The sequence below is a fragment of the Acinetobacter sp. HY1485 genome (assembly GCF_027568475.1).
Taxonomy (GTDB): domain Bacteria; phylum Pseudomonadota; class Gammaproteobacteria; order Pseudomonadales; family Moraxellaceae; genus Acinetobacter.
Genome location: NZ_JANKZG010000004.1, coordinates 1 through 26592 on the forward strand (window position 1 = coordinate 1; position 26592 = coordinate 26592).

Genomic DNA, 26592 nt, shown 5'->3' on the forward strand with positions numbered 1-26592 from the left:
TTGTGCTGGCGACCATAGCAAGAGTGAACCACCTGATCCCTTCCCGAACTCAGAAGTGAAACCTCTTTGCGCTGATGGTAGTGTGGGGTTACCCATGTGAGAGTAAGTCATCGCCAGCTCATTATTCTAAAGCCCCTCAATGAGGGGCTTTTTTTATAACTGTAATTTACTTGCGTATAATAAAAAGCCTCCAGTTTAGGAGGCCTATAAGTTATTTACTTTTATTCCATTCTTGTATAAATGCTATTGTAAGTTTAGCTGCATTGCGTTGGGCGATATTTATGATTTGTGCTAACTAAATTTAAAATTAAAGTAAGCTATTTTTTATTAGTATTATATATAGTGATAATTCTTCTTAAAAATTACTATAGATACAGGTTATATGATTGAAACTATCTTATTTACTATCCTAATTCTTTAGTTGAAATAAATATTTTTAATATATTCTAGATAAATAACTTAATAAGGCTATTGATAAATATAATTTTTATTATTAGCTAATTTATTTAAAGAAATTAGCTAAAACATATCCTATTCTGGTAGTCTAGCAATAACAGTAAGTTCAACAAGTACATTTGGATCATACATTTTTGCCTCTACACATGTACGTGCAGGAGGATGATTAGAATCAATCCATTTATCCCATTGTTCATTAAAAATTTTATAATCTTTGTTAATATCTTTTAAATAAATTGTCGCAGACAAAATGTCGCTTTTACTACTACCTGCTTTTTTTAAATATTTATCAATATTATTAAATGTTTGTAAGGTTTGGGATGCAATATCTAAGGAAATATCATCTGCCAGTTGTCCTGCTAAATAAATATGACCATTCGAAATTACAACTTCTGCTAAGCGAGCATTTTTTTCTAGACGTTTAATCATATTGTATTACCTTTAGTTTTGTTTTTTCATTAATGCTGCAACAAGTGCAGTAAGTAAGCAACCTACGGTAAGATATATTGCAACGAGTATCCAATGCCCGTTTGCACAGGTAATAAGAGCTGCTGCAATAAATGGTGTAAACCCACCGCCAATAATGCTTGCGAGTTGATAGCCTACGCCTGCACCACTATAACGATATTCAGTTCCAAAAAGCTCTGTAAAAATAGGTTGATGTACACTTACTACCATATCATGTGCTAAGTTTGCCAGTAATATAGAAAAAATAATAATCCAAAAAATAGAGCCACTTTGTAAAGCAAAGAAAAATGGAAATGCTGCTAATGCACCAATAATTCCACCAAATACACACATTCTTTTGCGTCCAAATTTGTCTGCTAAATGAGCAAAGCATGGAATAGATATACAGCTAATCGCACCTACTATTAAAGAAATGTGTAAAAATACCTGAGACGACATATGTAAATTTTGCGTAGAGTAATTGAGCGCAAAAGTAGTTACGATATACATCGTTAAAAGTTCTGCTAATCTAAGTGAAATAATATAAAAGAACCCTTTAGGGTTTTCTTTAATTGCCTGAATAATAGGTAACTTTTGAGATTTTTTAGGTGTAATAACTTTTTCTTGAAACTCTTTAGATTCTTCTTGATCTGCACGGACCCAAACTGCCAAAGCCACTAAAAAAATACTACCAATAAAAGGAAGACGCCATGCCCAATCTTGGAAGGTTTCTTGCCCTAAAGTATATATAATTAAAGAAACACTACCTGATGCAAGCATTAAACCCACACCATAACCAATTTGTACGCCACTACTATAAAGCGCTTTCTTTTTTTCAGGTGCGCTTTCTACAGCCATTAAAGTTGCGCCACCCCATTCACCTCCAACGGCAAAACCTTGAATTGCACGTAATGTGACCAAAAGAACAGGTGCCCACCAACCAATTTGGTCAAATGTAGGTAGAGCACCAATCAAAATAGTGGCACATCCCATGAGTAATACAGTCAGAAAGAGCATCTTTTTACGACCAAGTTTGTCGCCAAAGTGCCCAAAAACAATACCGCCTAAAGGACGAAATAAAAACCCAACACCAAATGTTGCAAATGCAGCAAGTGTACCCATACTCGGGCTAACACTAGGAAAAAATTGATGATTAAAGACCAATGCCGCCACAATACCGTAGAGTAAAAAATCATACCAATCTACAACAGCTCCAATAAAACTACTAAAGGCTGCTTTTTTTGCACGTTTTTCTTGAAGTTTAACGGTAGATAGGGAAGTCATTGAGGTCATTTAAACGAAAATCCATAGAAAAGATCAGCAAGGTTCTGATCATCAAAGCGTTCAATAGCTTAATCGAAAACTGTTTATAGCGCGATAGGTTGGTGGAAATTTTTACCATAATTTGAGCTGTGGTAAGTTGTTTGTATCAATAAGTTGATAAACTCCGATACCTACAAGCCGAAACTGTATATTTTGTGAAAAATGTATTTCGTCTAAAACGCAATAGACTGCTTTTTCAAATGCCTCTAGCGTAAGTAAGGGGTGTGTGAAGAGTTTACTGTGTTGGATAACATGAAAATTAGCTTCTTTTAATTTTAAAGTAACGCCTGAAGCACTAAGGTTTTTTTCTTGCAGTTGCATCCAAACCTTTGAAATAAGAGCATGCCAATAGGGTTGGCATTCCTCTAAAGTAAAGTTTTGGTTGAATGTGATTTCTTTGGAAATTTGCTGACGTACTCGTTCTGCTTTGACAGGTCTTTTATCAATCCCTTGTCCATATAAATAAAGTTGTGATCCATATTTACCTAAATGATGAATTAAGGTTCTTTCATCTGTATGTTGTAAATCACTTACTTTATAAAGATTAAGCTGTTCTAATTTAGTTTGAGTGACCCTACCTACGCCTGGAATTTTGCTCAAAGGTAAATCTTGAATAAATTGTTGAACATGAGCAGGTTTAATCACAAATAAACCATTGGGTTTTTGCCAGTCCGAAGCAATTTTAGCCAGAAACTTATTGGGTGCAACGCCTGCAGAGGCAGTGAGTTGAGTTTGTTGATAAATATCATGTTGTATGTGTTGAGCAACTTCTGTTGCACTGCTTATATTTTGAAGATTTGTGGTCACATCTAAGTATGCTTCATCTAAAGCAATGGGCTCAATTAAATGGGTATATTGTTTGAAAATACTATGAATTTGAGTAGAAACAGTACGGTAATGCTCAAAATTAGGCTCAATAATAATAAGATGTGGACATGATTTTTTTGCTTGGTGCATCGGCATAGCAGAATGTAAACCATATTGTCTGGCAACATACGAAGCTGCCACAACGACAGCGCGCGGACGTTGTGAGCCAATCACCACAGGTTGATCTTTTAAATGAGGACGTGCCCGCAACTCTACGGAAGCATAAAAAGCATCCATATCAATATGTATAATTTTGCGCATTAAGGCTGAATATTTAGGTCGACAGGTGTAGAAATACCCGAAATTTTACCCTGATTTGTATATTGCCAATAGTGGTGTTTTTGAGTGGGTTGTTGTTTGTAGTCTCTAAGCCAAAGCGGAAAATCATTAAAACTATCTTTTAATACGATGTTATAAAATGTATTTGATGTATAAATAATAGGTGTTATGCCGTAATGCCCTTTGATCTTTTGCGTCATTTTTTGGATATTACCGACTAATTCTTGTTTAGTTTTGGTACATGTGGTGTCGTATTCTAAATCTATGGCAGGGGCGAGCATTTCTTTGTGCTTTGGAACAGTTTTAATAAATAGATCGGCTTGTGCTGCACCATCTTGGCATAAATTAAAGAAATGATATGCACCAACATGGAATTTATGTTGTTGCGCCTGTTGCCAATTTTCTGCAAAAAGTGGATCAGTAAAGCTTGTTCCTTGTGTGGCTTTGATATAGACAAAACGATATATTGAGGGAATATTGTGCCATATAATTTTTCCTTGATGATGCGACACATCAAAGCCTTGCGTATTACCAAGTAAAAAGATAAAGCTACTACATAAAAGACCGATTTTAATATTCATCGTATGCATAGAAAAGGAATAGTTCTTGCATGTATTTTAAGGTTATTCGTACCAAAATTATGATGTTTTATTGTCATAAAATGAAAGGAAGTAAAAATGAATTATAGCGTAGAAGAAAGGCGTAGCCGTATTAAAGGCATTGTCGGTGCGGCGTCTGGAAACCTTGTAGAATGGTTTGATTTTTATATTTACGCAGTTTTTGCTTCATATTTTACGCATGCGCTGACAGCCCCTGATATGGATACAACGACCAAAGGGGTTTATGTATGGGGTGTGTTTGCGGCAAGTTTTTTTATGCGCCCAATTGGGAGTTGGTTATTTGGCTATATTGCCGATACACATGGGCGTAAAAAATCGATGATTATTTCGATTTGTTTAATGTCAGTGAGTTCATTTTTATTTGCAATGTTACCTACGTATGCAACAGTGGGAACGTGGGCACCCTTTTTACTGTTAGTCGTTCGATTATTACAAGGTTTATCTGTTGGTGGTGAATACGGCACAGTGGCAACCTATATGAGTGAAATTGGGTTAAAGGGACAGCGTGGGTTTTATTCTTCTTTTCAGTATGTAACTTTATCGGGTGGTCAACTGCTTGCGAGCTTATTAAGTGTGATTATGTTGATGTTTTTAAGCCACGAGCAACTTGAAAATGGTGGATGGCGCATTCCATTTGTTATTGGTGGATGTGCAGCACTTATTTCGCTATTTGCGCGTAGCCGTTTAGAAGAAACACTAACAGCTAAGTCTGAAGAGAAAGAACAAGCATCAGGTAGTTTATTAGAGCTATTGCGTAAACATTGGAAAACGTTTTTATTGGTGGTGGGTTATACCTCAGCTGGCTCTTTGGCGTTTTATACTATTACAGTGTATTCCAAAACATATTTGACCAATACCGTAGGAATTGCAGATAAAACAGTTAGTTATATGATGACAGCTGCATTATTTGTATTTATGGTTATCCAACCCTTTTTTGGTGCATTAGCTGATCGAATTGGGCGTCGTACAGCGATGCTGTTATTTAGTGCTTTAATTGCTATTTTTATTTATCCTGTTATGGCAATCGGAATGCCATATTTTGCTCATTCTCCTTTTATTGTGGCACTGTTGCTTATTTTTATGATGGTACTACTGAGTTTTTATACGTCTATTAGTGGACTAGTAAAAGCAGAGATGTTTCCAACACATGTACGTGCTTTAGGTGTTGGCTTCTCTTATGCAGTGGGTAATGCTTTATTTGGTGGTTCTGCACCTTCTGTAGCACTACAACTCAAAGCAGTTGGATTTGAAAATACATTTTTTGTTTATGTCGTGATTATGCTCATTATTTGTTTCTTTTGTAGTTGGGCAATTCCTAAAGATCCTGAATACCTTCATCATGACCATTAAGTTAAGCAGATCTTAGGATCTGCTTTTTTATAACTGACTCTATAGCGTTTAGCCAAAATTATGAGTTAATTAGTTTATAAAAAATTTAACTTGTTTTAATCATCCATAAATAAAAAATTTAGAAGCATAGGTTAAGTGACGACATACGTTTTATTTTTAAAATTTTAGTAACTTTTCAGAAGATTTATTCAAAAGTATATTTCGCATTGTTAATTGCTGTTTTGTATAGAGATTCACTTTTTATTAATTTAAAGCATTCGCTATTTTAGAAAATTGTAATGATGTATAAACCCTGCAAGATTTTTAATAGAGGGTTTCATTTGCTCTATTGCATTATAAGTTATAGTTTTTAATCTAAGAGTTTTTATTTCAAAAGAGACATTATAAAATTACTTTAAAAAGTTAATTTAGAGCAGGGTTTAGATTTTTAATCATCAGATACAAATTAAATTTTGCTCAAAATAAGCATAGAAGCTTGAGACTACACAAAAAATATCCTGAAACTAGAGATTAAATAGGATCTAATTGACTTTAAAATGACGTAATAGTCTTGCTTCTCTGTTTGCATACTTGAGTAAAATTTATGTTATTTATGATAAGAACAAATAAGGAGTCTTTCAAACATGATTGTGATTCATCATTTAGAAAAATCACGTTCTAGCCGTATTATTTGGGCATTAGAAGAACTCGGTTTAGATTATAAAATTGAATTTTATAAGCGTTCACCTACATTTGTAGCACCACCCGAGCTTAAAAAAATTCATCCTCTTGGTAAAGCCCCAATTTTAACTGATGATGGTGTGGCTTATGCAGAGTCAGGCGCTATTTTAGAATACTTAAGATTACAGTATGGGCATACTCAGCCTAAAAATATTCATCAGTATAACTTTTGGTTGCATTATGCCGAGGGTTCACTGATGCCACTATTTGTATTTAAATTGGTGCTAGGATTGGTGACACCCAAAGTACCGTTTTTAATTCGCCCTGTTGCACAAAAAATTACGCAAGGCATTGAACAGTCTTTTATTGAACCTCGTTTAAAAGACCATATTGAATATGTAGAGCACTTTTTAGGTGAGCATGAATATATGGCAGATGAGTTTTCTTTTGCTGATATTCAAATGGCATTTCCGCTTAAAGTTTTATCGACGCGTACACAGTTAGACATTCCAAATATATTAAATTATTTAAAGCGTTTAGAAGAACGTCCAGCCTATCGCAGAGCCCAACGCCATGATATTGATTAGTGCGTGCCTAGCAGGGCAACCTGTTCGCTACAATGCTACAGATGCGCTCAATTTAAAATTAAGCCAACTTGTTAAAGAAAAAAAAGCGATGATTGCCTGCCCTGAGCTATTGGGCGGATTCACGATACCACGCCCATCGGCTGAGATAATGGGCGGTAATGGGGCAGATGTGCTAAATGGAACAGCACAAGTATATGAGCAAACAGGGAAAAATGTGACACAAGCATATATAGATGGTGCATATCATACTTTGAAGATTGTAAAGAACCATCAAATTACGCATGTGGTACTTAAAGAGAACAGCCCATCTTGTGGTAGTGGTTTTATTTATAACGGTGACTTTACAGGGACTAAAATTCAAGGGATTGGGGTAACAACCGCATTGCTACAACAACATGGTATTAACGTGTGTTCTGAGCACAGTTTTTACGTAATGCTGATGGAAGATAACCAAAATATTTTTTAAAACGCTGACTTAAATGTGCAGTAGAGCTAAAGCCACAGAATATAGCAATGTCAGTTAAACTCATTTGGCTATGACTAAGATAGTCATGTGCTCTTTTAAGTCGTTGTTGCATCACATAGGTATGTGGTGCGATATTCATCGAATGTTTAAACATATGAGCAAAATGATATTCACTTAAATGCGTTTGTTTAGCTAAACATGCAAGTGTAAGAGGTTCTGATAAATGTGCATCAATCCACTGTAAAATATGTTTAAGCATATGTGGAGAAAGCCCGCCTTTAACCACAGGTGGACGCCACTGCACGTTACTATAATGTTGTAATACATGATTAAGTAAGAGCGTTGAAGCTGTAGAAAATTGCAAATGATGTTCTGTTAAATGCCAATTATGTTGAAGTAAAAAGTGCTGATAAATTAAATCAATTTGTGGGTCATCAACAAAATCTTGTTCATCTAACTCAATTAATGTGGGTTCTTTATCCCAAATTTGAGTCGCAACTTGTCTTAAATGGTCATCTGTATAATAAAGATGAGTAAAAGAAAGTTGACCGCGTATATCCCATGTGGAGGTGGCATTTTCGGGCATTAAACAAAAACGATGTGGTGCACCCCCTTTTTTCCAACCTGTTGTGGTTTTTTTATAGTTTTCATAACCACCCGCCGTATAAAGGCTAAGCGTATGATGGTTACCACAAACACTCACACAATCTTGTTGGTTTTGCCAAGAGGCGAGTTGTACACCCGAATTTAAGCGCACAGTATCGAGTAACTGTGTTTTGTACTGCTTGAGTTGAGTAAGTGTTTGATAGTCCATGCGTTGATTATTTACACAAAAGAATAAAAAACACAAGATGCTATAACGCAAGCGCAAGTAGATATAAATATAGACATATTAGATCGGTCATAATTATTTTTTGCATGGATGGCACTTAGATGAATTTATTTTTATATATAGCGGTTGTTTTAATTTGGGGAACAACATGGATTGCACTGACGTTTCAAAAGAACCTTGAGCCAACAGTCGCAATTTTTTGGCGATTTTTGATTGCATCTGCTTGTATCTTTATTTTTTTATTGATACGTAAACAACTCATAAAGTTAAGTGTTAAAGACCAATTATTTTGTTTTTTACAGGGTGCTTGTGTTTTTGGCTTCAACTTTTTCTGTATTTATCATGCAACTGCTTATATTAACAGTGGGCTTGAATCTGTTATTTTTTCGATGGCAGTTTTATTTAACACCATTAATAGTTATTTATTTTTTAAGCAAAAAATACCACTTAAGTTTTATCTTGCTACATTACTTGGTTTTTTAGGTATGTTGGCGTTATTTTGGCATGATCTCATTGGCACAGCATTTAAACCCGAAACCCTTAAAGGGATTGGGCTATGTATGCTAGGTACATACGGCTTTTCTTTAGGTAATATGGTGAGTATTCGCCATCAAAAAAATAAGCTAGATATTTTAAATACCAATGCTTATGCCATGTTTTACGGTATGCTGATTATGGGCGGTTTGGCATGGCTGCAAGGGTATAATTTTCTCCCGCAATTTACGCTAGGTAATCAAATTGCGATTTTGTATTTAGCGATTATTGGTTCTGTAGTGGGATTTACAGCCTACTTTTCTTTGATTGGTCGAATAGGGGCAGGCAAGGCAGCTTACAGCACATTACTATTTCCTTTGGTTGCTCTCACCATCTCAACCTTTTTTGAAGGCTATGTTTGGAGTGTAAGTGCCATGTTAGGTCTAGTCTTAATCTTATGTGGTAATGCTGTATTTTTTATAAAAAAACGGGCATAGCGCCCGTTGTTTAATTTTTTACAATAATAGAATCAATGCCACTATTTTGTAGGGTTTGTTGTGCTAACAAGGCAGCTTCTTGTGATGTATAAGGCCCAGAAATAACACGATACCAAGTTTGTTTACCTTCTACTTTGGTAATTACCTCAGCAGGTAGCTTATTCATTAAAATTTCAGAACGTCTTGCATCCGCGCTATCTGGGTCTTGAAAACTTTTAACTTGCAGATAAAAGTTTGCACCTGCTTCGCTTGCCACGGTTTGAATAACCACACCACTTGGTTTAGGTTGGCTATTGGGTACAGCTTGTTCTGGAATAGGCGTAATTTGCTGTTTTGGTAATTGATCGTAGAAACGATAATCCTGATTGGTTTCTTCCACAGTAGATGCTGTTGTTGCATCTGCACTGTGGGGCACCACAGGAGCCCACGGTTTCCAAAGCATAAAAGCACTCATTAAACCAATAATCAGTACCGCCACCACCGCAGAACCAAACCATTTTGGAATAAGCGGTGGCTTATCTTGCTTTGGGCGTTCAGACACGCCACGTTGCGTTTTGTTAAACACGTAAGCCCCTTATTTAATTACATTGCGTTTGGTGCAGAAACACCAAGTAGCGCAAGACCATTATGTAATACTTGTTGAACATTGGTTGATAACAGTAAACGTGCTTGAGTAAGCTCAGCATCATCACTCATGACTTTATGTTCGTTATACCAACCATGGAACAACGCTGCGAGTTCTTTAAGGTAGTTACCAATTTGATGTGGTTCGTAAGCATTGGCTGCACGAACAACAACATCAGGGTAAGCTGCCAATTTTGCTAAAATTTCAGTTTCTGCATCTAAACTTAAGCGTTGTACATGTTGGTTGGCTTGGCTAAAGTCAATGTTTGTATCTTTTGCTTTTTCAAGCATACGGCAAATACGCGCGTGTGCATATTGAATATAGTACACCGCGTTATCTTTACTTTGAGATACAGCTAAATCTAGGTCAAAATCGATGTGTTGTTCGCTTTTACGCATTACATAGTAAAAACGTGCTGCATCGTTACCTACTTCTTTACGCAAATCACGTAAAGTCACAAATTGCCCAGAACGAGATGACATTTGCACCATTTCGCCACCGCGCCATAAACTTACAAATTGTACAAGCAATACAGTCAGTTTTTTAGAGTCATAACCTAATGCATCAATGGCTGCTTTAACACGCGCAATATAGCCATGATGGTCTGAACCCCAAATATTGACGATGTGTGTATAGCCACGTTGTAATTTATTTAAGTGATAGGCAATGTCAGATGCAAAATAAGTGGGTTGCCCATTACGACGTTTAACAACACGATCTTTTTCATCGCCAAATTCAGTTGATTTAAACCAAATATTGCCATCTTTTTCGTATAAAAATCCACGCTGATCAAGCATTTCAAGTGCTTCATCAATTTTTTGTGTAAGGCTTGCTTCGCTAAACCATTGGTTAAAGGTTACGCCAAATTCACCTAAGTCATCTTTAATGTCATCTAAAATGGCATGTAATGCAGCTTGGTGGAAAACACGATAGTTTTGACCTAAGTGTTGTTGTGAATTGGCAATTAAACCATCAATATGTTTTTCTTTATCGCCAGAAAGGACAACTTTGTTACCTTCTGCATCAAGCTCATCGGCATATTGTACATCTTCAGGTACATCTTTATAAATGTCTGCAACCGCGTGAACAAGCGTGTTACCGTGCTGATCAACAATCGTTTGTGCAATCTCTTTAACGTAATCGCCTTGGTAGGCATTTTTAGGAAAAACAAGTGTTTGTCCTGTGAGTTCTAAATAACGTAAGTAGGTTGAGGTTGCCAAAATATCCATTTGACGACCTGCATCGTTCACGTAGTATTCACGGTCAACTTTAGCACCTGTTGCTTCTAATAAGCTTGCCACCGTCATACCATAAGCTGCACCACGACCATGTCCCACATGCAGGCTTGAGGTTGGGTTCGCAGAAACAAACTCAACTTGAATACGTTGGTTTGCATTGCTTTGGGTGCGTCCAAATTGCTCTTTTTGAGCCGCAATTTGTTCAAGCACAGCAAAGCGTTGGTCTGCATTTAAGAAGAAGTTAATAAATCCAGGACCTGCAATTTCTGCTTTACTAATTTCTGCAACTTCAGGTAAAGCTTCAAGAATTTTCTCAGCAAGATCGCGTGGCTTCATTCCCGCTGCTTTTGCACCTGTCATTGCAATATTAGACGCAAAGTCGCCGTGAGTTCGGTCTTTTGTGCGTGTAAGATGGCTTGCATTTTTCCAGTCAGAAGGAAGAATGTCTTGTGCAATTAAGGTTTGCACAGCATGGTCTAGAGCCGCTTGAATTGCTGTATTCATATCAATAGAAAAACTGTTGCAGAAAAACGGTAAATATAGCAAATTTCTACCCGATAAGGAAAAGTGATTTGAATGATCCTGTGCAATAACATACCATTCGGTTGGTATCTTATGAGTATTGATGATGAAAGCGTATTTACTTTTAGCGGTGGCGATTATTTTTGAAGTGCTCGGCTCAACTTGCTTGGCAAAATCTGAAGGATTTACAAAGTTGTTGCCTTCTTGCATGGTCATTATTTTATTTAGTTGTGCACTTTATATTTTTTCTTGGGTAGTCAAAACTATTCCTTTAGGCATTGCGTATGCCATTTGGGCAGGTGTGGGTATTGTATTAACAGCAATCATTAATATTTTATTTTTTAAACAGTCGATTGATATGCCTGCAATGGTGGGCATTGCGCTGATTGTATTGGGTGTATTGGTGATTAATTTATTTTCTAAAACAGCAGGACATTAATATGCATCAACCTAAAAAAATGCCCGAACAAACACAACGTAAGATTTTAGAAACCGCTATTTCATTGATTGCTGATACAGGTGTTAATGGAGTGTCTTTGCAAGCCGTGGCACAGCAAGCAGGCGTTACCAAAGGTGGATTGCTACATCATTTTCCCAACAAAACGCAGTTGGTAAAAGCATGTATTGAATATGCACTTACCAAAATTGATGAGGTGATTGATGATTTAATTCAAGAAGATCCTGTGGCATACGGCTGTTTAACGCGGGCTTATTTGTATATTACGTTAAATAAAACATTGGATGTCGCACCATGTTGGAATGCATTTTCAATGGCAATGTTAACCGATAAAACTTTCTCAAATTTATGGAAAGTTTGGTTTGAAGCACGTTTACAACAGCATAAAGCAACGGATAGCGCAGTAGAATTACAGGTCATTCGCTATGCTGCCGATGGGTTGTGGTTGACTCAATTTATTGATGGGCAAGATCAACACGATTTAAAAGCATATTTGATACAAAAAACTTATCCGATGGGATAGTGCTTATATTATTGTTATGTTATAAAGTAACAATAATGCAAGGAGTTTTAATATGCGTCCTAATATTCATCCTCAATACCAAAAAGTTCTTTTTCACGATACCAGTGCCGATGCTTATTTTGTCATTGGTTCGACACTACAACCTAAGCAAACCAAAGTTTATGAAGGGGTTGAATATCCTTATGTAATTTTGGATATTTCGAGCGCTTCTCATCCGTTTTATACAGGTGAAATGCGTCAGGCAAGTACGGATGGGCGTGTGGCAAGCTTTAACCGTAAATTTGCGCGTTTTGCAAAACGCCGTTAATCGGTTTGTAAAATCTTCATTATAAATAATGAAAATACCTATTTGAGTCAAAAAACACGTAAGCTAAGCATCTAGTCGCAGTATAAATGATGAGGATAGGTATGACCGCAGAAACACCAGCAAAGCGTCCGCTTTATATTCCGTATGCAGGGAACACATTACTAGAACTTCCTTTACTCAATAAAGGCTCTGCATTTAGCGAAGATGAGCGCACACGTTTTAATTTACATGGCTTAATTCCCCATATTGTTGAGACCATTGAGGAACAAAGTCAGCGTTCTTATCAGCAATTTACTGCGTTTAATACAGCTATTAACAAACATATTTATTTACGTAATATTCAAGATACCAACGAAACTTTATTTTATCGTTTAATCAGCGATCATATGGCAGAAGTAATGCCAATTATTTATACACCAACAGTGGGTGAAGCATGTCAGCGTTTTTCTGATATTTATCGCCGTCACCGTGGTGTTTTTTTGTCTTATCCAGACCGTGAACATATTGATGCTATTTTGCATAATGTGGTACGTAAAAATGTAAAAGTGATTGTAATTACAGACGGCGAACGTATTTTAGGATTAGGCGACCAAGGAATTGGTGGTATGGGCATTCCAATTGGAAAACTGTCGCTCTATACCGCATGTGGTGGTATTAGTCCTGCATATACGTTACCCATTACCATTGATGTGGGAACAAACAATCAACAGCTTTTAAACGACCCCATTTATATGGGATGGCGTAAACCGCGTATTAGCGGTGAAGAATATTATAATTTTGTGGATGAAGTTATTCAGGGAATTCGTCGCCGTTGGCCAAAAGCGCTCATTCAATTTGAAGATTTTGCACAAAAAAATGCAATGCCTTTGCTGACAAAATATCGTGATAATATTTGCTGTTTTAATGATGACATTCAAGGAACGGCGGCAGTTTCAGTTGCTACATTGATTGCGGCAAGCCGTGCTGCAGGTAAGCACTTAAAAGATCAAACAGTTGCTTTTTTAGGTGCAGGTTCAGCAGGCTGTGGTATTGCAGAACAAATTGTTGCACAGATGATGTTTGAAGGTCTAAGCGAAGAACAAGCGCGTGCGCGTGTTTTAATGGTAGATCGTTTTGGTTTGATTACCGAAAATCAGCCAAATTTATTGGACTTCCAACGTAAATTGGCACAAAAGCCTGATTTAGTGGCACATTGGGGCAATGCAGAAGATACTATTTCATTGTTAGATGTTGTTAAAAATGCAAAACCAACCGTGCTGATTGGTGTGTCTGGACAACCTGGATTGTTCACCGAAGAAGTAATTAAAGCATTGCATGCCAATTGTGAACGTCCAGTGGTTTTACCATTGTCTAATCCAACGTCACGTGTAGAAGCAATGCCTGCTGATATTATTGAATGGACGGATGGACAAGCATTAATTGCAACAGGTAGCCCGTTTGCACCTGTAAATTATAAAGGTCATATCTATAATATTTCGCAGTGTAATAACTCGTATATTTTCCCAGGGATTGGTTTAGGTGTGATTGCTGCAAATGCAACGCGTGTAACCGACAGCATGTTGATGGCATCAAGTAATGCTTTAGCAGATTGTTCACCTATGTTGACCGATTTAAACGCTGACCTTTTACCTGATGTGAATGAAATTCAGAAAGTATCTAAAATTATTGCCTTTCAAGTGGCTAAAGCGGCAATGGATGCAGGTGTTGCACCACGTATTTCTGATGAAGATTTACAGGCGAGCATTGAGCGAAATTTTTGGAAACCTGAGTACCGTCAATATAAGCGTGTACCGTTTTAAAATACAGTAAGTTGCGAGAAAAACACGCCTAAAGGCGTGTTTTTCACTTTAAAATGACATAAAATGAAGCAACTGCAAGATAACTGGATCTGCATTGGCAAACCGTTTTGTGATCATCTTATGCGTGTGTTCGTGGCTTTTTTTACAGCCATTGAGCGGTACGTCTGAAAATCCAAATGTTTGTCATGAAATTACTAAAAAAGTTATTCATAGCAAAGCTAAGTTACATCATCCTTGTTTGTTTTGCTCTTTCCACCATCATGTTTTGTTTTTTCCAGAATTGCCTCGGTTATGGCAAGTGGTATGGGCATGTGTGGTTGCATATTTATTGGCAATTTCGTTTAAACATCTTTTTGCCTTACTTGTCCGTTATAGCCGTCCTTTAAGTCATGCCCCGCCTAATAACGCGTTTGTATTGTGGGTTTAATTTTAAATTTGAGGTATGAAAATGAGTCAAGACGCTAAAAAATCGAGTTCAAAAGGTTGGATTGCAGTGATTGCAGGTGTGGTATTTGGGGTTGTGTTTTTAGGATTGTTACTACTTTCTGTAAAAAATGATGCACGAGACGTACAAAACTATGCAAAGACATGGTCAGGGGATAAAGGTTCGGTAACAATGGATCATCAGATGGATGATAAAGGCTCAGCCGCAATGAATCATCAAATGAGTGATGAGGAAATGGCGAGTATGCCCCATCATTCTCACTAATATTTAAAAATAGGTGGCAATTGCTGCCTATTTTTTTGTCAAAAAAATGACATCAAAATGTACTAAATTAAAATAAAAAAAACTGTGTAGAATTAGGTATTTTTTTTATAAATAATAATTTTTAAGGTATTTTTTTTAAAAATAAAAGAGTAGCCAAATGAATAATGATTTGTATTTGGGTTAATGAGAAAACACCAAACAAGTGCTAAGTTAGGCATGCAATACACTTATATTTTTCAAATAAATGGTATTTATATTTAGATTTATTTTAAAAATAATAATAAATTATAAAAATTCCAAAAATACAAGGTAACTATATGATTTTTATATTTAATCTTGATTTTATAGTAATGGATCTATGCGACTTTAGTGGTAGAAAGTAGACCATATTGCATATTTATAAAAAGTTCATAGAATGAAATTGAGTCCAATTTTTATGCGTATTGTACTATGTCTTTATCTCACGAACACGGATGTTCTAATGCCACGCCATTAAAGCGTGCCATGAACACACGCCATTTGGTGATGATTTCACTTGGTGGTGCAATTGGAACAGGATTATTTTTGGGTTCTGGTGATGTAATTTCGCAAGTTGGACCGATAGGTGCCATTTTATCGTACTTATTAGGTGGCTTAGTTGCTTATACCGTGATGCTGTGTTTGGGTGAACTTGCAGTGCATTTACCTGTATCGGGTTCGTTTGGTGAGTATGCAAGAATGTATATTGGACCTGCAACAGGATATATGGTGACATGGTTGTATTGGCTAACTTGGACAGCCACTTTGGGGACAGAATTTACCGCTGCTGCATTGCTGATTCAAGAATGGTTTCCGCATACGTCCATGTGGATGTGGACCATTTTATTTTCCATTTTGGTGTTAGTGCTGAATATAACATCTACTCGTTTGTTTGCAGAGTCTGAGTTTTGGCTTGCTTTAGTTAAAGTATTTACCATTATTTGTTTTATTTTATTGGGCATGCTTGCAATTTTTGGTGCTATTCCATTTCATGGGCAAACACAAGCACCGTTATTGCACCATCTTAGGGCAGAAGGATGGTTTCCACATGGCTTACTTCCTATTTTTAGCACCATGCTGATTGTAAATTTCGCATTTTCAGGGACAGAACTGATTGGCGTAGCAGCAGGAGAAGCAGAAGATCCTGCAAAAAACGTCCCTAAAGCCATTAACACGGCAATTTGGCGCTTGTTGGTCTTTTTTGTAGGTACCATCGTCGTAATTTGTTCTTTATTACCTTATGAGCAAACAGGTTTTAGTGGTAATAGCGTGAGTAATAGTCCTTTTGTAACAGTGTTTAGTTACATTGGTATTCCTTATGCAGAAGATATTATTCGTTTTGTGATTATCACTGCATTGTTGTCGGCTGCAAATTCAGGTTTGTTTGCTGCTTCTCGAATGATGTGGTCTCTTTCCATCAAAAAACAGTTACCTGCTGTATTTTCAAAACTCACCCGTTCAGGCACCCCAATCGTTGCTATTTTAGTGACTATGTTAGGCGCTATACCAGGGTTATTGTCTGAACAATTTGCACCTAAAGTCATCTTTGAAAACTTGCTTGGCGTAGCTGCCTTTACGATGGTGGTGGTGTGGATGGTGATTTGTGTATGTCAATTTAATTTTCGCCGCCAATGGATACGTAAAGGTAAAACAAAAGCAGATTTACGTTTTGCTACGCCGTTATTTCCATTAACGCCAATTGTTGGATTTTTATTCTGCGGTTTAACATGTTTAAGTATGGTGACAGATGAAACTATGCGTGCAGGATTTTATAGTTGTATTGGTTTTATTATGTTGTGTTATTTTTCTTATTATGTTTTATATAGGAAAAATGATTTAAAAACATAGAATTTATCCATTAAATCCAATGACATCGCTAATTTTAATTGTTTTAAATATCATGTATTTAGTAGTTTTGAGCTAATTTTAAGCTGATTGCTTTTTTAAATAGCCTGTATATGATGATGTTTATCACGTAATAAATAATTTACGTACTTTAAAACCATTAAAAACTGATTTTGAAGTGAGAAAAGTTCAATTATTTTTATCCAAATATAATTGAGTTTCTAAAGGACGAGTGATGAAACTGTCTATATTAAAGCAAGCAGTTTTATCTAAACTTTTAAAGGTCAAGGAATTATGTCAAACCTTTCTTATGCAAATGAACACAGCGATGCTTGGCAAACGTATCTAGCACAAATTGATCGTGTCGCACCACATTTAGGTGACTTAAAACAATACATCGAAACATTAAAACGTCCGAAACGTGCCTTAATTGTAGATGTGCCTATTGTAATGGACGATGGTTCAATTCGTCATTTTGAAGGGTATCGTGTACAGCACAATTTATCACGTGGTCCGGGTAAAGGCGGTGTACGCTATCACCCGAATGTAGACTTAAACGAAGTGATGGCATTGTCTGCATGGATGACCATTAAAACTGCTGTGCTTAACTTGCCATTTGGTGGTGCAAAAGGTGGTATTCGTGTTGATCCACGTCAGTTGTCACCACGTGAGCTTGAGCGTCTAACACGCCGTTTTACAACAGAAATTAGTAGTTTAATTGGTCCACAGACCGATATTCCTGCACCTGATGTAGGTACAAACCCAAATATTATGGGTTGGATGATGGATACTTATTCAATGATCCAAGGTCATACGGTAACAGGTGTTGTAACAGGTAAACCTGTGCATTTAGGTGGCTCTTTAGGGCGTGTACGTGCAACAGGGCGTGGCGTATTTGTTACAGGTTTACAAGCAGCACAGAAAATTGGCTTAGAAGTGGCTGGCAGTAAAGTGGCAGTACAAGGTTTTGGTAACGTAGGTAGTGAAGCTGCTTACTTATTCAACGAAGCCAATGCCAAAATTGTGGCTGTGCAAGATCATACAGGCACAATTTTTAATGCTGAAGGTTTTGATGTAAAAGCATTACAAAAGCATGTTGAAGAACATCAAGGTGTGGCAGGTTTTGCAGATGCGCAAGTGATTGACAATGAAGCATTCTGGGATGTCGATATGGACATTCTTATTCCTGCTGCATTAGAAGCACAAATTACATTAGAACGTGCGCAAAATCTAAAAGCTAAATTAGTTTTAGAAGGTGCAAATGGTCCAACGTATCCAAAAGCAGATGATGTATTGGTAGAACGCGGTGTAACGGTTGTACCTGACGTGATTTGTAATGCAGGCGGGGTAACAGTAAGTTACTTTGAATGGGTACAAGACATGGCAAGTTACTTCTGGACAGAAGAAGAAATCAACGAGCGTTTAGACAAGTTGATGATTCAAGCCATTAATGATGTGTGGAATACCGCAAAAGACAAGGAATGTAGCTTACGTACAGCCGCTTATATTTTAGCGTGTGAACGTATTCTAAAAGCACGTAAAGAACGTGGTATTTTCCCTGGATAATGCGCCATCTTTGAAGAAAGTAGAGGCAGCTTGCTGCCTTACTTTCATTATTAAAATTTAGTAAATCAAGAGGTTTAGGATGGAACAGCAAAATCAAGTCAATCGTAGTGACTTTAATGAATATATGGTGCCTGTATTTGCACCTGCACAGTTTGTTTTAGTCCGAGGTGAAGGCTCTCGCGTATGGGATCAAAACGAGAAAGAGTATATTGATTTTGCTGGCGGTATTGCGGTAAATGCTCTAGGACATGCACATCCTGTGGCAGTAAATGCATTAACCGAACAAGGAAAAAAATTATGGCATGTGGGCAATGGTTACACCAATGAGCCTGTATTAAAACTTGCTAAACAATTGGTTGAACATACCTTTGCAGACAAAGTATTTTTCTGTAACTCAGGTGCAGAAGCCAACGAAGCAGCACTTAAACTTGCACGTAAAGTGGGTTTAATGAGTGGGAAATCCGATAAAAATCAAATTGTTGCTTTCAAAAATGCGTTTCACGGTCGTACGTTATTTACAGTAACGGCAGGCGGACAACCTAAATATTCGCAAGATTTTGCACCACTCCCGGGCGGTTTAGAACATGTTGCGTTTAATGATTTAGAAGCAGCGAAAGCCGTGATTACGGACAAGACCTGTGCAGTAATTGTAGAGCCTATTCAAGGTGAAGGTGGTGTAGTTCCTGCTGATATTGAGTTCTTAAAAGGTTTACGTGCACTGTGTGATGAAAAAGGTGCAGTGCTTATTTTTGATGAAGTGCAAACAGGTGTTGGGCGTACAGGTGAGCTGTATGCTTATATGAATACAGGTGTAACACCTGATATTTTAACGACTGCAAAAGCATTGGGTGGTGGTTTTCCTGTAGGGGCAATGATTACTACAAATAAATTTGCCAATATGTATGCAGTAGGCGACCACGGTACAACCTATGGCGGTAATCCACTTGCAAGTGCGGTTGCAGGGGCGGTGTTTGAATTTATTAATACCCCTGAAGTACTTGATGGTGTAAAAAAACGTTATGCCTATTTTGTTGAAAAACTAAATGCATTAAACGAAAAATATAACGTATTTGAACAAGTACGTGGACAAGGCTTATTACTTGGCTGTGTGGTAAAACCTGAATATGCCGGTCAAGCAAAAGACATTAATAACCTTGCTGCCGAAGAAGGTTTAATGGCATTGGTTGCAGGACCGAATGTGGTACGTTTCACACCATCGCTGATTATTCCAATGGAAGATATTGACGAAGGTTTGGCACGATTTGAGCGTGCTTTACAACGATTTGTGAAGTGAGGAAATAGATCATGATGATTATCCGCCATGCAGAACATCGTGATCTAGAAGACATTTATACATTAGCCAAGAAGTCAGGCGTTGGCTTGACTTCTTTGCCTGAAAACAAAGATGCACTTGCAGAAAAATTAAAACGGACACAAAACACACTTATTGGAAATCTGCAAAAATCAGAACAAGGCTATCTGTTCGTTTTAGAAGACACCCAAACCAAACAGGTGGTGGGTGTAAGTGGTATAGAAGTTGCCGTAGGTTTAACCGAGCCGTTTTATAACTTTCATGTGGGACAGCAAGTCCATGCATCTAAAGCACTCAATGTATATAAGTCTTTAGACACTTTATTTTTAAGTAACAATCACACAGGCTCAAGCGAGCTTTGTACTTTATTTTTAGATCCCGAATTTCGTAAAAATAAAAACGGTAAATTTTTATCAAAAAGCCGTTTTATGTTTCTTGCTGCTTTCCAAGATCGTTTCCAACGCAAACTCATTGCAGAAATGCGTGGTTATTGTGATGAAAAAGGCGAATCACCATTTTGGACGGCACTTGGTCATCACTTTTTTGATATGGAATTTGCCACAGCGGACTATTTAAGTGGTGTGGGGCAAAAAGTATTTATAGCTGAGTTAATGCCGCGTTTTCCTGTCTATGTTGATTTACTGCCACAAGACGCTCAAGCAGTCATTGGTAAAGCACATCAACAAACATTACCTGCCAAACACTTACTTGAAAGCGAAGGTATGCATTATCAAGGCTATGTGGATATTTTTGATGCAGGGCCAACCATTGAAGCCAATATTGAAGACTTACGTGCTGTAAAAGAAAGTTTGTTTTTAGATGTGGTCATTACAGACCAAGAGATGCCCCGTACCACGCCGTACTTGGTGGCAAATGATCGTTATCAAGAATATCGCGCAATTTTAATTAATACACATATTCATGGACAAGAATTAAAGCTAACCGCAGAACAAGCCCATGCTTTACAGATTAAAGCAGGAGATACAGTGCGTGTTTTGGCATTAGATGTGGAGAAAAAGAATGACACAATTTATTAATGGCACATGGCAAAAAGGTCATGGTGCAACATTTACAAAAACAAACCCGATCACTAATGAAACAATTTGGACAGGTGAAGAAGCCACTGCCCAAGATGTAGAGCAAGCTTGCCAAATGGCACGTTCAGCCTTTCCAACGTGGGCACGTACACCATTAAATGAGCGTATTGCAGTGGTTGAGCGTTTTGCTAAATTACTAGCAGACCATAAACAACATTTAGCAGAAGTGATTAGCTTAGAAACAAGCAAGCCATTGTGGGAAACACTGACAGAAGTGCAAGCCATGATTGGGAAAATTGCGATTTCCATTAAAGCTTATCATGAGCGTACAGGCGAAAGTACATCGGAAATTGCGGTGGGTACAGCGTCATTGCGTCATCGTCCACATGGTGTTTTGGCGGTGTTTGGTCCTTATAATTTTCCGGGACATTTACCGAATGGGCATATTGTGCCTGCTTTAATTGCAGGGAACAGCATTGTATTTAAACCCAGCGAGCTAACGCCGTATACCGCCCAAGAAACGATTAAGCTATGGGAACAAGCAGGCTTACCACAAGGTGTACTTAACCTTGTACAAGGTGGGCGTACTACAGGTGAGACATTATCTAAGGCACACGAGATTGATGGCTTGTTATTTACAGGCAGTGCCAATATAGGTTATGTGCTCCATAAGCAACTTGCAGGTGCACCAGAAAAAATTCTTGCACTAGAGATGGGTGGTAACAATGCCTTGATTGTTGATGATGTAATCGATGTTGATGCTGTGGTTAATCTTGCAATTCAGTCTGCATTTGTTTCTGCAGGGCAACGTTGTACATGTGCACGCCGTATCTTTGTAAAAACAGGCTCAGCAGGTGATGCGTTTATTCAGCGTTTTGTCGAAGTTGCTAAAAATTTAGTGGTAGGCGAGTGGAATGCACAGCCACAACCATTTATGGGTGGGGTAATTTCATCACAAGCAGCCACGAACATGATGAAGGCGCAACAACAGCTGATTGAGCTAGGTGCAACACCATTGTTAGAAATGACCCGTCCACAAGCAGATACATCTTTGCTCACAGCAGGCATATTAGACGTAACGGGTGTAGCAGATTTACCTGACGAGGAGTATTTTGGCCCACTTACCACCATTTGCCGTTATACAGAATTTGACGATGCCCTTAAACAAGCCAACAACACCCGTTTTGGTTTAGCGATTGGTTTGGTATCGCCCGAGCGTGAACGCTTTGAACAACTCTTAATTGAAGCACGTGCAGGCATTGTAAATTGGAATAAACCACTGACAGGTGCGTCAAGTGCTGCACCATTTGGCGGTGTAGGGGCATCGGGTAACCACCGTGCAAGTGCATTTTATGCAGCAGATTATTGTGCGTGGCCAATGGCATCTTTAGAAGGTAAAACCGTGAGCTTACCTGAAACATTATCACCCGGGATTGTGCTATAAGGAGCGTTTGCATGTCAGGTTATGAATTAAATATTGATGGCTTAGTGGGTCCTACGCATCATTATGCAGGTCTTTCATTTGGTAATGAAGCATCCACAAAAAACAGTAAAAATACCTCTAACCCAAAACTTGCGGCAAAGCAGGGCTTGTTAAAAATGAAAGCCTTAAGCGATTTAGGCTTAAAACAAGCAGTCTTTGCACCTCAAGAGCGTCCGCACGTTCTTACACTGCGTCAACTTGGCTTTACAGGTACAGATGAGCAGGTAATTACGCAGGCAATGAAAACATCGCCTCAATTACTGTCTAATTTAAGCTCAGCTTCATGTATGTGGACAGCCAATTCATGTACGGTTTCCCCATCTGCTGATAGTGCAGATGGTAAAGTTCACTTTACAACAGCAAACTTAAATAATAAGTTCCATCGTTCTATTGAGCATCCAACCACAGGGCGTATTTTACGTGCCATGTTTAATAATGATGCTTACTTTGCCCATCACGATGCATTACCGCCTGTAAGTATGTTTGGTGATGAAGGGGCAGCAAACCATAACCGTTTAGGCGGTGCCTACGACCGTAAAAGCGTTCAAATATTTGTGTATGGTCAACAGTTTATTGGCGGACAGCTTGCACCTCAAAAATATCCTGCACGTCAGTCGTTAGAGGCAAGCCAAGCCATTGCACGTTTACATCATTTAAATGATGCACAGACGGTATTTGTACAACAAAACCCTGATGTCATTGACCAAGGTGTGTTTCATAACGATGTTATTGCGGTAAGTAATCAGCAAGTACTGTTTTACCATGAGCATGCCTTTGTGAACAAAGCCCAAGCGTTGGAAGAAATACGCCAAAAAATGGCAGATTTGGATGAGCAGTTTATTCCAATTGAAGTGCCTGCACAGCGAGTAACGGTGGCAGATGCAGTGAATACTTACTTATTTAATAGCCAAATTTTGACACGTGCAGATGGCAAAATGAGTATTGTGGTGCCTGAAGAATCTCGTCAAAACGAAGCAGTTTGGTCTTATCTAAACGATATGATTAAGTTAGGCACGCCAATTGATGACATTAAGGTATTTGATTTACGTGAAAGTATGCGTAATGGTGGTGGTCCTGCATGTTTACGTTTACGTGTGGCACTCAGCCAAGCAGAACTCAATGCTGTAAACCCGAATATTTTAATGAATGATACCTTGTTTAATACCTTAAATGCATGGGTAGATCGTCATTATCGTGATGAGTTGGCACAAGAAGAATTGGCTGATCCTGAATTATTGTTGCAAAGCCGTAGTGCATTAGATGAGCTGACGCAAATTTTAAAACTAGGGTCGGTTTACGATTTTCAAAGATAAGGAATAAGACACATGGATTTGCTGACACTGACACTGAATCAAACAACGCTACAAGTAAAACAAGGAGAGACCTCCCAGTTTACATGGCAATGGTTGGCAGAGGGTGTATTGCAATGTACGCCACATCAGGTCTATGGCAAATCCATTGTGTTGTCTGCGGGGGTGCATGGTAATGAAACGGCTCCCATCGAACTCTTAAATGACATTTGCCAAGATTTATTTTCAGGTGATTTAAATTTAAAAGTACGGTTACTGATTGTATTTGGTAACCCCGATGCAATGCGTGCAGGTCAACGCTATTTAGATAACGATATGAACCGTATGTTTTGTGGGGCATATCAGCAACTTGAATTATTAAAAGAAACCCTGCGGGCAAAACAGTTAGAACAGTTGATTACAGATTTTTTTGAAGCGGATAAAACACACCGTTATCATTACGATTTGCATACAGCAATTCGTGGGTCGTTGTTGCCTACGTTTGCGATGATGCCGTATCAAACCCATGCTTTTGATGAGGTGCTTTTACAAAGTTTAGATGCTGCCGACTTAGATGCTGTGGTGTATCACAATGCGGTGGGTAAAACGTTTACTCACTTTACCAGCGAAACATTTAATGCCTCTAGCAGCACACTTGAGTTAGGTAAAGCCAAACCGTTTGGGCAAAATGATTTACAGGCATTTGATGCGATTAATCAAGTAATTAGAGCGGTTATTGCTGAAATAGAGCTACCAAAACGCCAAAAACAGCCACTTCAAAATTTTAAAGTGGTCAATTCTATTATTAAGCAACATGATGATTTTGTGCTGAACTTAACAAGCGATGCCCCAAATTTTTCGACATTTCAAAAAGATGAAATTATTGCAACACAAACAGGGCATGATGATGTTGCATCTGAACAAGTGTGGATTTTATTTCCAAATCCAAATGTAAAAATTGGTTTAAGAGCAGGGCTTATTCTGACAAGTCTTGATAACTAAGCATGGTCATATCTTTGCCTGATGGACGTTGATAAATTCTGAGGTTAAAGTATTTAGCTGTTGCCAAGACATACTCAAAAATCTCAGATTGTGTTTCTTCGTATTCTGTTAAAAATACGTTTGAGGTAAAGCAATAAATCTCAAGTGGAATACCCTCAGCAGTTGGATTAAGTTGGCGTACAAGCAGGTAAGGACCTTCGCAAATATCGTAACGTTGTTCTAAATAGCCAACAATGTAGCGTCTAAATAAAGCCAAGTTGGTGATGCCATGGTTAATCAATTCGGCATCGCTTAATGTCACCATTTTACTGGTTAAGTAGTCCACCAAAACTTGATAACGCTCGTGAGAGAGTCCACGCAAAGTATCAAGCATTTCGTTACTTACAAACTCAATGCAAAGTTGGTCGATGTTAAAACTACGTTTGATACGCCGTCCACCCGAAGAGAACATGGGTTGCCAGTTAGTATAAGGTTCCGTTAAAAAGTTTTTAGTGGGTACACGAGACAGCGTATTGTCCCAATTCCGAATAGTAATGGTATGCAATGCCATATCGACCACTTCGCCACTGATATTAGATTGTGGAATTTCAATCCAATCATCGAGTTTAATGACTTCAGATGAAGTAATTTGAATATTTGCAACCAAAGAGGTAAGCGTGTGCTGAAAAATAAACATAATGACAGCAGCAATTGCCCCTAAGCCTGAAATAATAATGGCAGGTGATTTATTAAAAAGTGTCGCAACAATTAAAATGAGGGCAATGGCAGCCACCCCAATTTTTGCGACTTGCACATAGCCTTTAATAGAATGGTTTTTGCTACGTTTACGAATAGAGTAGGTTTTGTTAAATGCATCCAAGAGCTCATTAATAAACAAGCTCATATAGATGATAAATAAAATACCACAAATGGTTTTGGTGGCTTCTAAAAAGCCTGTAGATACACCAATAATTTCTTTTTGTGATAAAAAATAGACCACAGCAATAGGAATGGTACTTGCAAGGCGTTTAGACACCCGCATCTCTTTATCAAGTAATTCTTGTTTTTTATAAGAGTGCATGATGAACTTATGAAACATGTTCACCAAGAAAAAGCGACAAATGACCGCAAGAATGAGCCCTGTTAAGATGAGTAAGGCAATCACTAATAATGAGTATGCCGTTTCATTATTTTGAATCCATAGCCAGCTTTCGCGTAGTTCTTTCATGGGTGTTATGTAGCGTTTTGAAGTGGCGTGATTTTATCATTAGATTGGAACAAAATAATGGCCAGAAACACTTTAAATTATTATCGCAATCATTCATTACATGATTGATATTTTAAAGGACACAGTAGGTCATAATTTCTTGTTCTAAAATGAGGTAATTCACACTAACTTTAAGGGTTTTACTCAGTTTGAATGTCATTTTTTGTTTTAAGTAATCATAGTGATAAAATTGAATATCATGAAAATTTAGAATGATGTGTTGTTGGCTACAAATGGCTTTAATAACACTTTCTTTGGCAGAAAAAATAATTAAATAAAATAAAGAATTGTCCTTTGAAAAAGACTTTAATTGATATTGCTCAGATTCATGAAGAAATTGATTTAAGAAGTTAGAATTTTCTATAAAAAATGATGTATTTCTTTTAAGTTCAATATCTATCCCAATATGCTGTTGATCAATATTGAGTGTTGCAATAGCGACACCTGAACGCTCATTTATCATGGTATGGCTAATACTACCTAAAAACGAATCCGGCCATAAAGGTTGCCCGTATTGACCATTTTTAAGATTAAAATAATCACCATACCATTGTTGTTGATGGTATAAAGCAATACGCCCCAATAAAAACTCAAGTTTTTTCTTGGGTTTGAAATTATGAAATTTTATAGGATATTGAATGTTATAAAATTGATAGGCGTATTCTAAGTATTGCGGTGCTAAATCTTCAACATAAACTTTAGAGAACGTAAAATGTTGATGCTGAATGATTTGATGTTGAAAACAATGCATTATTG

26 protein-coding genes and 1 rRNA gene are annotated in these 26592 nt (G+C 37.6%); 18 read left to right on the forward strand and 9 right to left on the reverse strand.

Features of this window, described 5'->3' with window-relative positions; translation table 11 throughout:
* The first annotated feature begins 4 nt into the window (after positions 1-4).
* Positions 5-119, forward strand: a 5S ribosomal RNA gene (rrf, locus tag PCI70_RS05285).
* A 412-nt stretch (positions 120-531) separates the two neighbouring features.
* Here rrf and PCI70_RS05290 read toward each other — a convergent pair.
* The 4 genes from PCI70_RS05290 to PCI70_RS05305 all read right to left on the reverse strand — a co-directional run bounded on the left by PCI70_RS05290 (position 532) and on the right by PCI70_RS05305 (position 3953).
* On the reverse strand, positions 532-885 hold the full coding sequence (locus tag PCI70_RS05290; RefSeq protein ID WP_269914303.1) for a RidA family protein: 354 nt from the start codon (positions 883-885) through the stop codon (positions 532-534).
* Between the two features lie 12 nt (positions 886-897).
* Entirely contained in the window at positions 898-2187 is a 1290-nt protein-coding gene (gene shiA / locus PCI70_RS05295) for a shikimate transporter (RefSeq protein WP_269914554.1), read from the reverse strand.
* 111 nt (positions 2188-2298) lie between these two features.
* Positions 2299-3354 (reverse strand): DNA polymerase IV, encoded by a 1056-nt coding sequence (gene dinB, locus PCI70_RS05300; protein ID WP_269914304.1) that lies wholly within the window; start codon positions 3352-3354, stop codon positions 2299-2301.
* Positions 3354-3953 carry a GH25 family lysozyme gene (locus PCI70_RS05305; RefSeq protein ID WP_269914305.1) on the reverse strand — a complete coding sequence of 200 codons (600 nt, stop codon included), beginning with the start codon at positions 3951-3953 and terminating at the stop codon, positions 3354-3356. Before PCI70_RS05305 ends, dinB begins: the two co-directional genes overlap by 1 nt.
* A gap of 96 nt (positions 3954-4049) precedes the next feature.
* Between PCI70_RS05305 and PCI70_RS05310 the strand changes: the two genes are divergently transcribed.
* The 3 genes from PCI70_RS05310 (at position 4050) to PCI70_RS05320 (ending at position 7055) form a co-directional block, all read left to right on the forward strand.
* Positions 4050-5342 (forward strand): MFS transporter, encoded by a 1293-nt coding sequence (locus tag PCI70_RS05310; RefSeq protein ID WP_269914306.1) that lies wholly within the window; start codon positions 4050-4052, stop codon positions 5340-5342.
* 623 nt (positions 5343-5965) lie between these two features.
* The gene (locus PCI70_RS05315; RefSeq protein ID WP_269914307.1) at positions 5966-6589 is read left to right on the forward strand and encodes a glutathione S-transferase family protein; all 624 of its coding nucleotides are present in this window, start codon (positions 5966-5968) and stop codon (positions 6587-6589) included.
* The gene (locus PCI70_RS05320; RefSeq protein WP_269914308.1) at positions 6576-7055 is read left to right on the forward strand and encodes a DUF523 domain-containing protein; all 480 of its coding nucleotides are present in this window, start codon (positions 6576-6578) and stop codon (positions 7053-7055) included. Before PCI70_RS05315 ends, PCI70_RS05320 begins: the two co-directional genes overlap by 14 nt.
* Here the strand turns inward: PCI70_RS05320 and PCI70_RS05325 are convergent.
* A complete protein-coding gene (locus tag PCI70_RS05325; RefSeq protein ID WP_269914309.1) occupies positions 6991-7869 on the reverse strand; it encodes a helix-turn-helix domain-containing protein in 879 nt (292 codons plus the stop codon). The two genes, PCI70_RS05320 and PCI70_RS05325, sit on opposite strands and share 65 nt — an antisense overlap.
* Before the next feature lie 119 nt (positions 7870-7988).
* On the opposite strand from PCI70_RS05325, the gene PCI70_RS05330 reads away from it, so the two are divergent.
* Positions 7989-8858 (forward strand): DMT family transporter, encoded by an 870-nt coding sequence (locus tag PCI70_RS05330; protein ID WP_269914310.1) that lies wholly within the window; start codon positions 7989-7991, stop codon positions 8856-8858.
* 10 nt (positions 8859-8868) lie between these two features.
* Here the strand turns inward: PCI70_RS05330 and PCI70_RS05335 are convergent, their stop codons facing one another.
* Together PCI70_RS05335 and argS are read right to left on the reverse strand one after the other, a co-directional pair.
* A complete protein-coding gene (locus PCI70_RS05335; protein ID WP_269914311.1) occupies positions 8869-9423 on the reverse strand; it encodes an SPOR domain-containing protein in 555 nt (184 codons plus the stop codon).
* Positions 9424-9440: 17 nt separating this feature from the next.
* Positions 9441-11225: an arginine--tRNA ligase gene (gene argS, locus PCI70_RS05340; protein ID WP_269914312.1), complete on the reverse strand. Its 1785-nt coding sequence runs from the start codon at positions 11223-11225 to the stop codon at positions 9441-9443.
* 124 nt (positions 11226-11349) lie between these two features.
* Between argS and PCI70_RS05345 the strand changes: the two genes are divergently transcribed.
* The 13 genes from PCI70_RS05345 (at position 11350) to astE (ending at position 24590) form a co-directional block, all read left to right on the forward strand.
* Positions 11350-11682, forward strand: coding sequence for a DMT family transporter (locus PCI70_RS05345; RefSeq protein ID WP_442865162.1), 333 nt, complete (start codon positions 11350-11352; stop codon positions 11680-11682).
* A 1-nt stretch (position 11683) separates the two neighbouring features.
* A complete protein-coding gene (locus tag PCI70_RS05350; protein WP_269914314.1) occupies positions 11684-12223 on the forward strand; it encodes a TetR/AcrR family transcriptional regulator in 540 nt (179 codons plus the stop codon).
* Between the two features lie 52 nt (positions 12224-12275).
* Positions 12276-12530, forward strand: coding sequence for a type B 50S ribosomal protein L31 (locus tag PCI70_RS05355; protein ID WP_269914315.1), 255 nt, complete (start codon positions 12276-12278; stop codon positions 12528-12530).
* Positions 12531-12631: 101 nt separating this feature from the next.
* Positions 12632-14329, forward strand: coding sequence for an NAD-dependent malic enzyme (locus PCI70_RS05360; RefSeq protein WP_269914316.1), 1698 nt, complete (start codon positions 12632-12634; stop codon positions 14327-14329).
* 94 nt (positions 14330-14423) lie between these two features.
* Complete coding sequence (locus PCI70_RS05365; protein ID WP_269914317.1) at positions 14424-14756, forward strand: hypothetical protein; 333 nt, start codon at positions 14424-14426, stop codon at positions 14754-14756.
* A 21-nt stretch (positions 14757-14777) separates the two neighbouring features.
* Positions 14778-15038 carry a hypothetical protein gene (locus PCI70_RS05370; protein WP_269914318.1) on the forward strand — a complete coding sequence of 87 codons (261 nt, stop codon included), beginning with the start codon at positions 14778-14780 and terminating at the stop codon, positions 15036-15038.
* Between the two features lie 450 nt (positions 15039-15488).
* Positions 15489-16904, forward strand: a complete 1416-nt coding sequence (locus PCI70_RS05375) for an amino acid permease (protein WP_269914319.1) — start codon at positions 15489-15491, stop codon at positions 16902-16904.
* Positions 16905-17195: 291 nt separating this feature from the next.
* Entirely contained in the window at positions 17196-18467 is a 1272-nt protein-coding gene (locus tag PCI70_RS05380; RefSeq protein WP_269914320.1) for a Glu/Leu/Phe/Val family dehydrogenase, read from the forward strand.
* 79 nt (positions 18468-18546) lie between these two features.
* On the forward strand, positions 18547-19761 hold the full coding sequence (locus tag PCI70_RS05385) for an aspartate aminotransferase family protein (protein ID WP_269914321.1): 1215 nt from the start codon (positions 18547-18549) through the stop codon (positions 19759-19761).
* 11 nt (positions 19762-19772) lie between these two features.
* Entirely contained in the window at positions 19773-20816 is a 1044-nt protein-coding gene (gene astA, locus PCI70_RS05390) for an arginine N-succinyltransferase (protein WP_269914322.1), read from the forward strand.
* Positions 20800-22260: a succinylglutamate-semialdehyde dehydrogenase gene (gene astD, locus PCI70_RS05395; RefSeq protein WP_269914323.1), complete on the forward strand. Its 1461-nt coding sequence runs from the start codon at positions 20800-20802 to the stop codon at positions 22258-22260. The genes astA and astD overlap by 17 nt, the downstream gene beginning before the upstream one ends.
* An 11-nt stretch (positions 22261-22271) precedes the next feature.
* Positions 22272-23612 (forward strand): N-succinylarginine dihydrolase, encoded by a 1341-nt coding sequence (gene astB, locus PCI70_RS05400; RefSeq protein ID WP_269914324.1) that lies wholly within the window; start codon positions 22272-22274, stop codon positions 23610-23612.
* Between the two features lie 12 nt (positions 23613-23624).
* Positions 23625-24590 carry a succinylglutamate desuccinylase gene (astE, locus tag PCI70_RS05405; RefSeq protein ID WP_269914325.1) on the forward strand — a complete coding sequence of 322 codons (966 nt, stop codon included), beginning with the start codon at positions 23625-23627 and terminating at the stop codon, positions 24588-24590.
* Here the strand turns inward: astE and PCI70_RS05410 are convergent.
* Together PCI70_RS05410 and PCI70_RS05415 are read right to left on the reverse strand one after the other, a co-directional pair.
* A complete protein-coding gene (locus PCI70_RS05410) occupies positions 24565-25797 on the reverse strand; it encodes a mechanosensitive ion channel family protein (protein ID WP_269914326.1) in 1233 nt (410 codons plus the stop codon). The two genes, astE and PCI70_RS05410, sit on opposite strands and share 26 nt — an antisense overlap.
* 112 nt (positions 25798-25909) lie before the next feature.
* A complete protein-coding gene (locus PCI70_RS05415; RefSeq protein WP_269914327.1) occupies positions 25910-26587 on the reverse strand; it encodes a 4'-phosphopantetheinyl transferase family protein in 678 nt (225 codons plus the stop codon).
* Between the last annotated feature and the right edge of the window lie 5 nt (positions 26588-26592).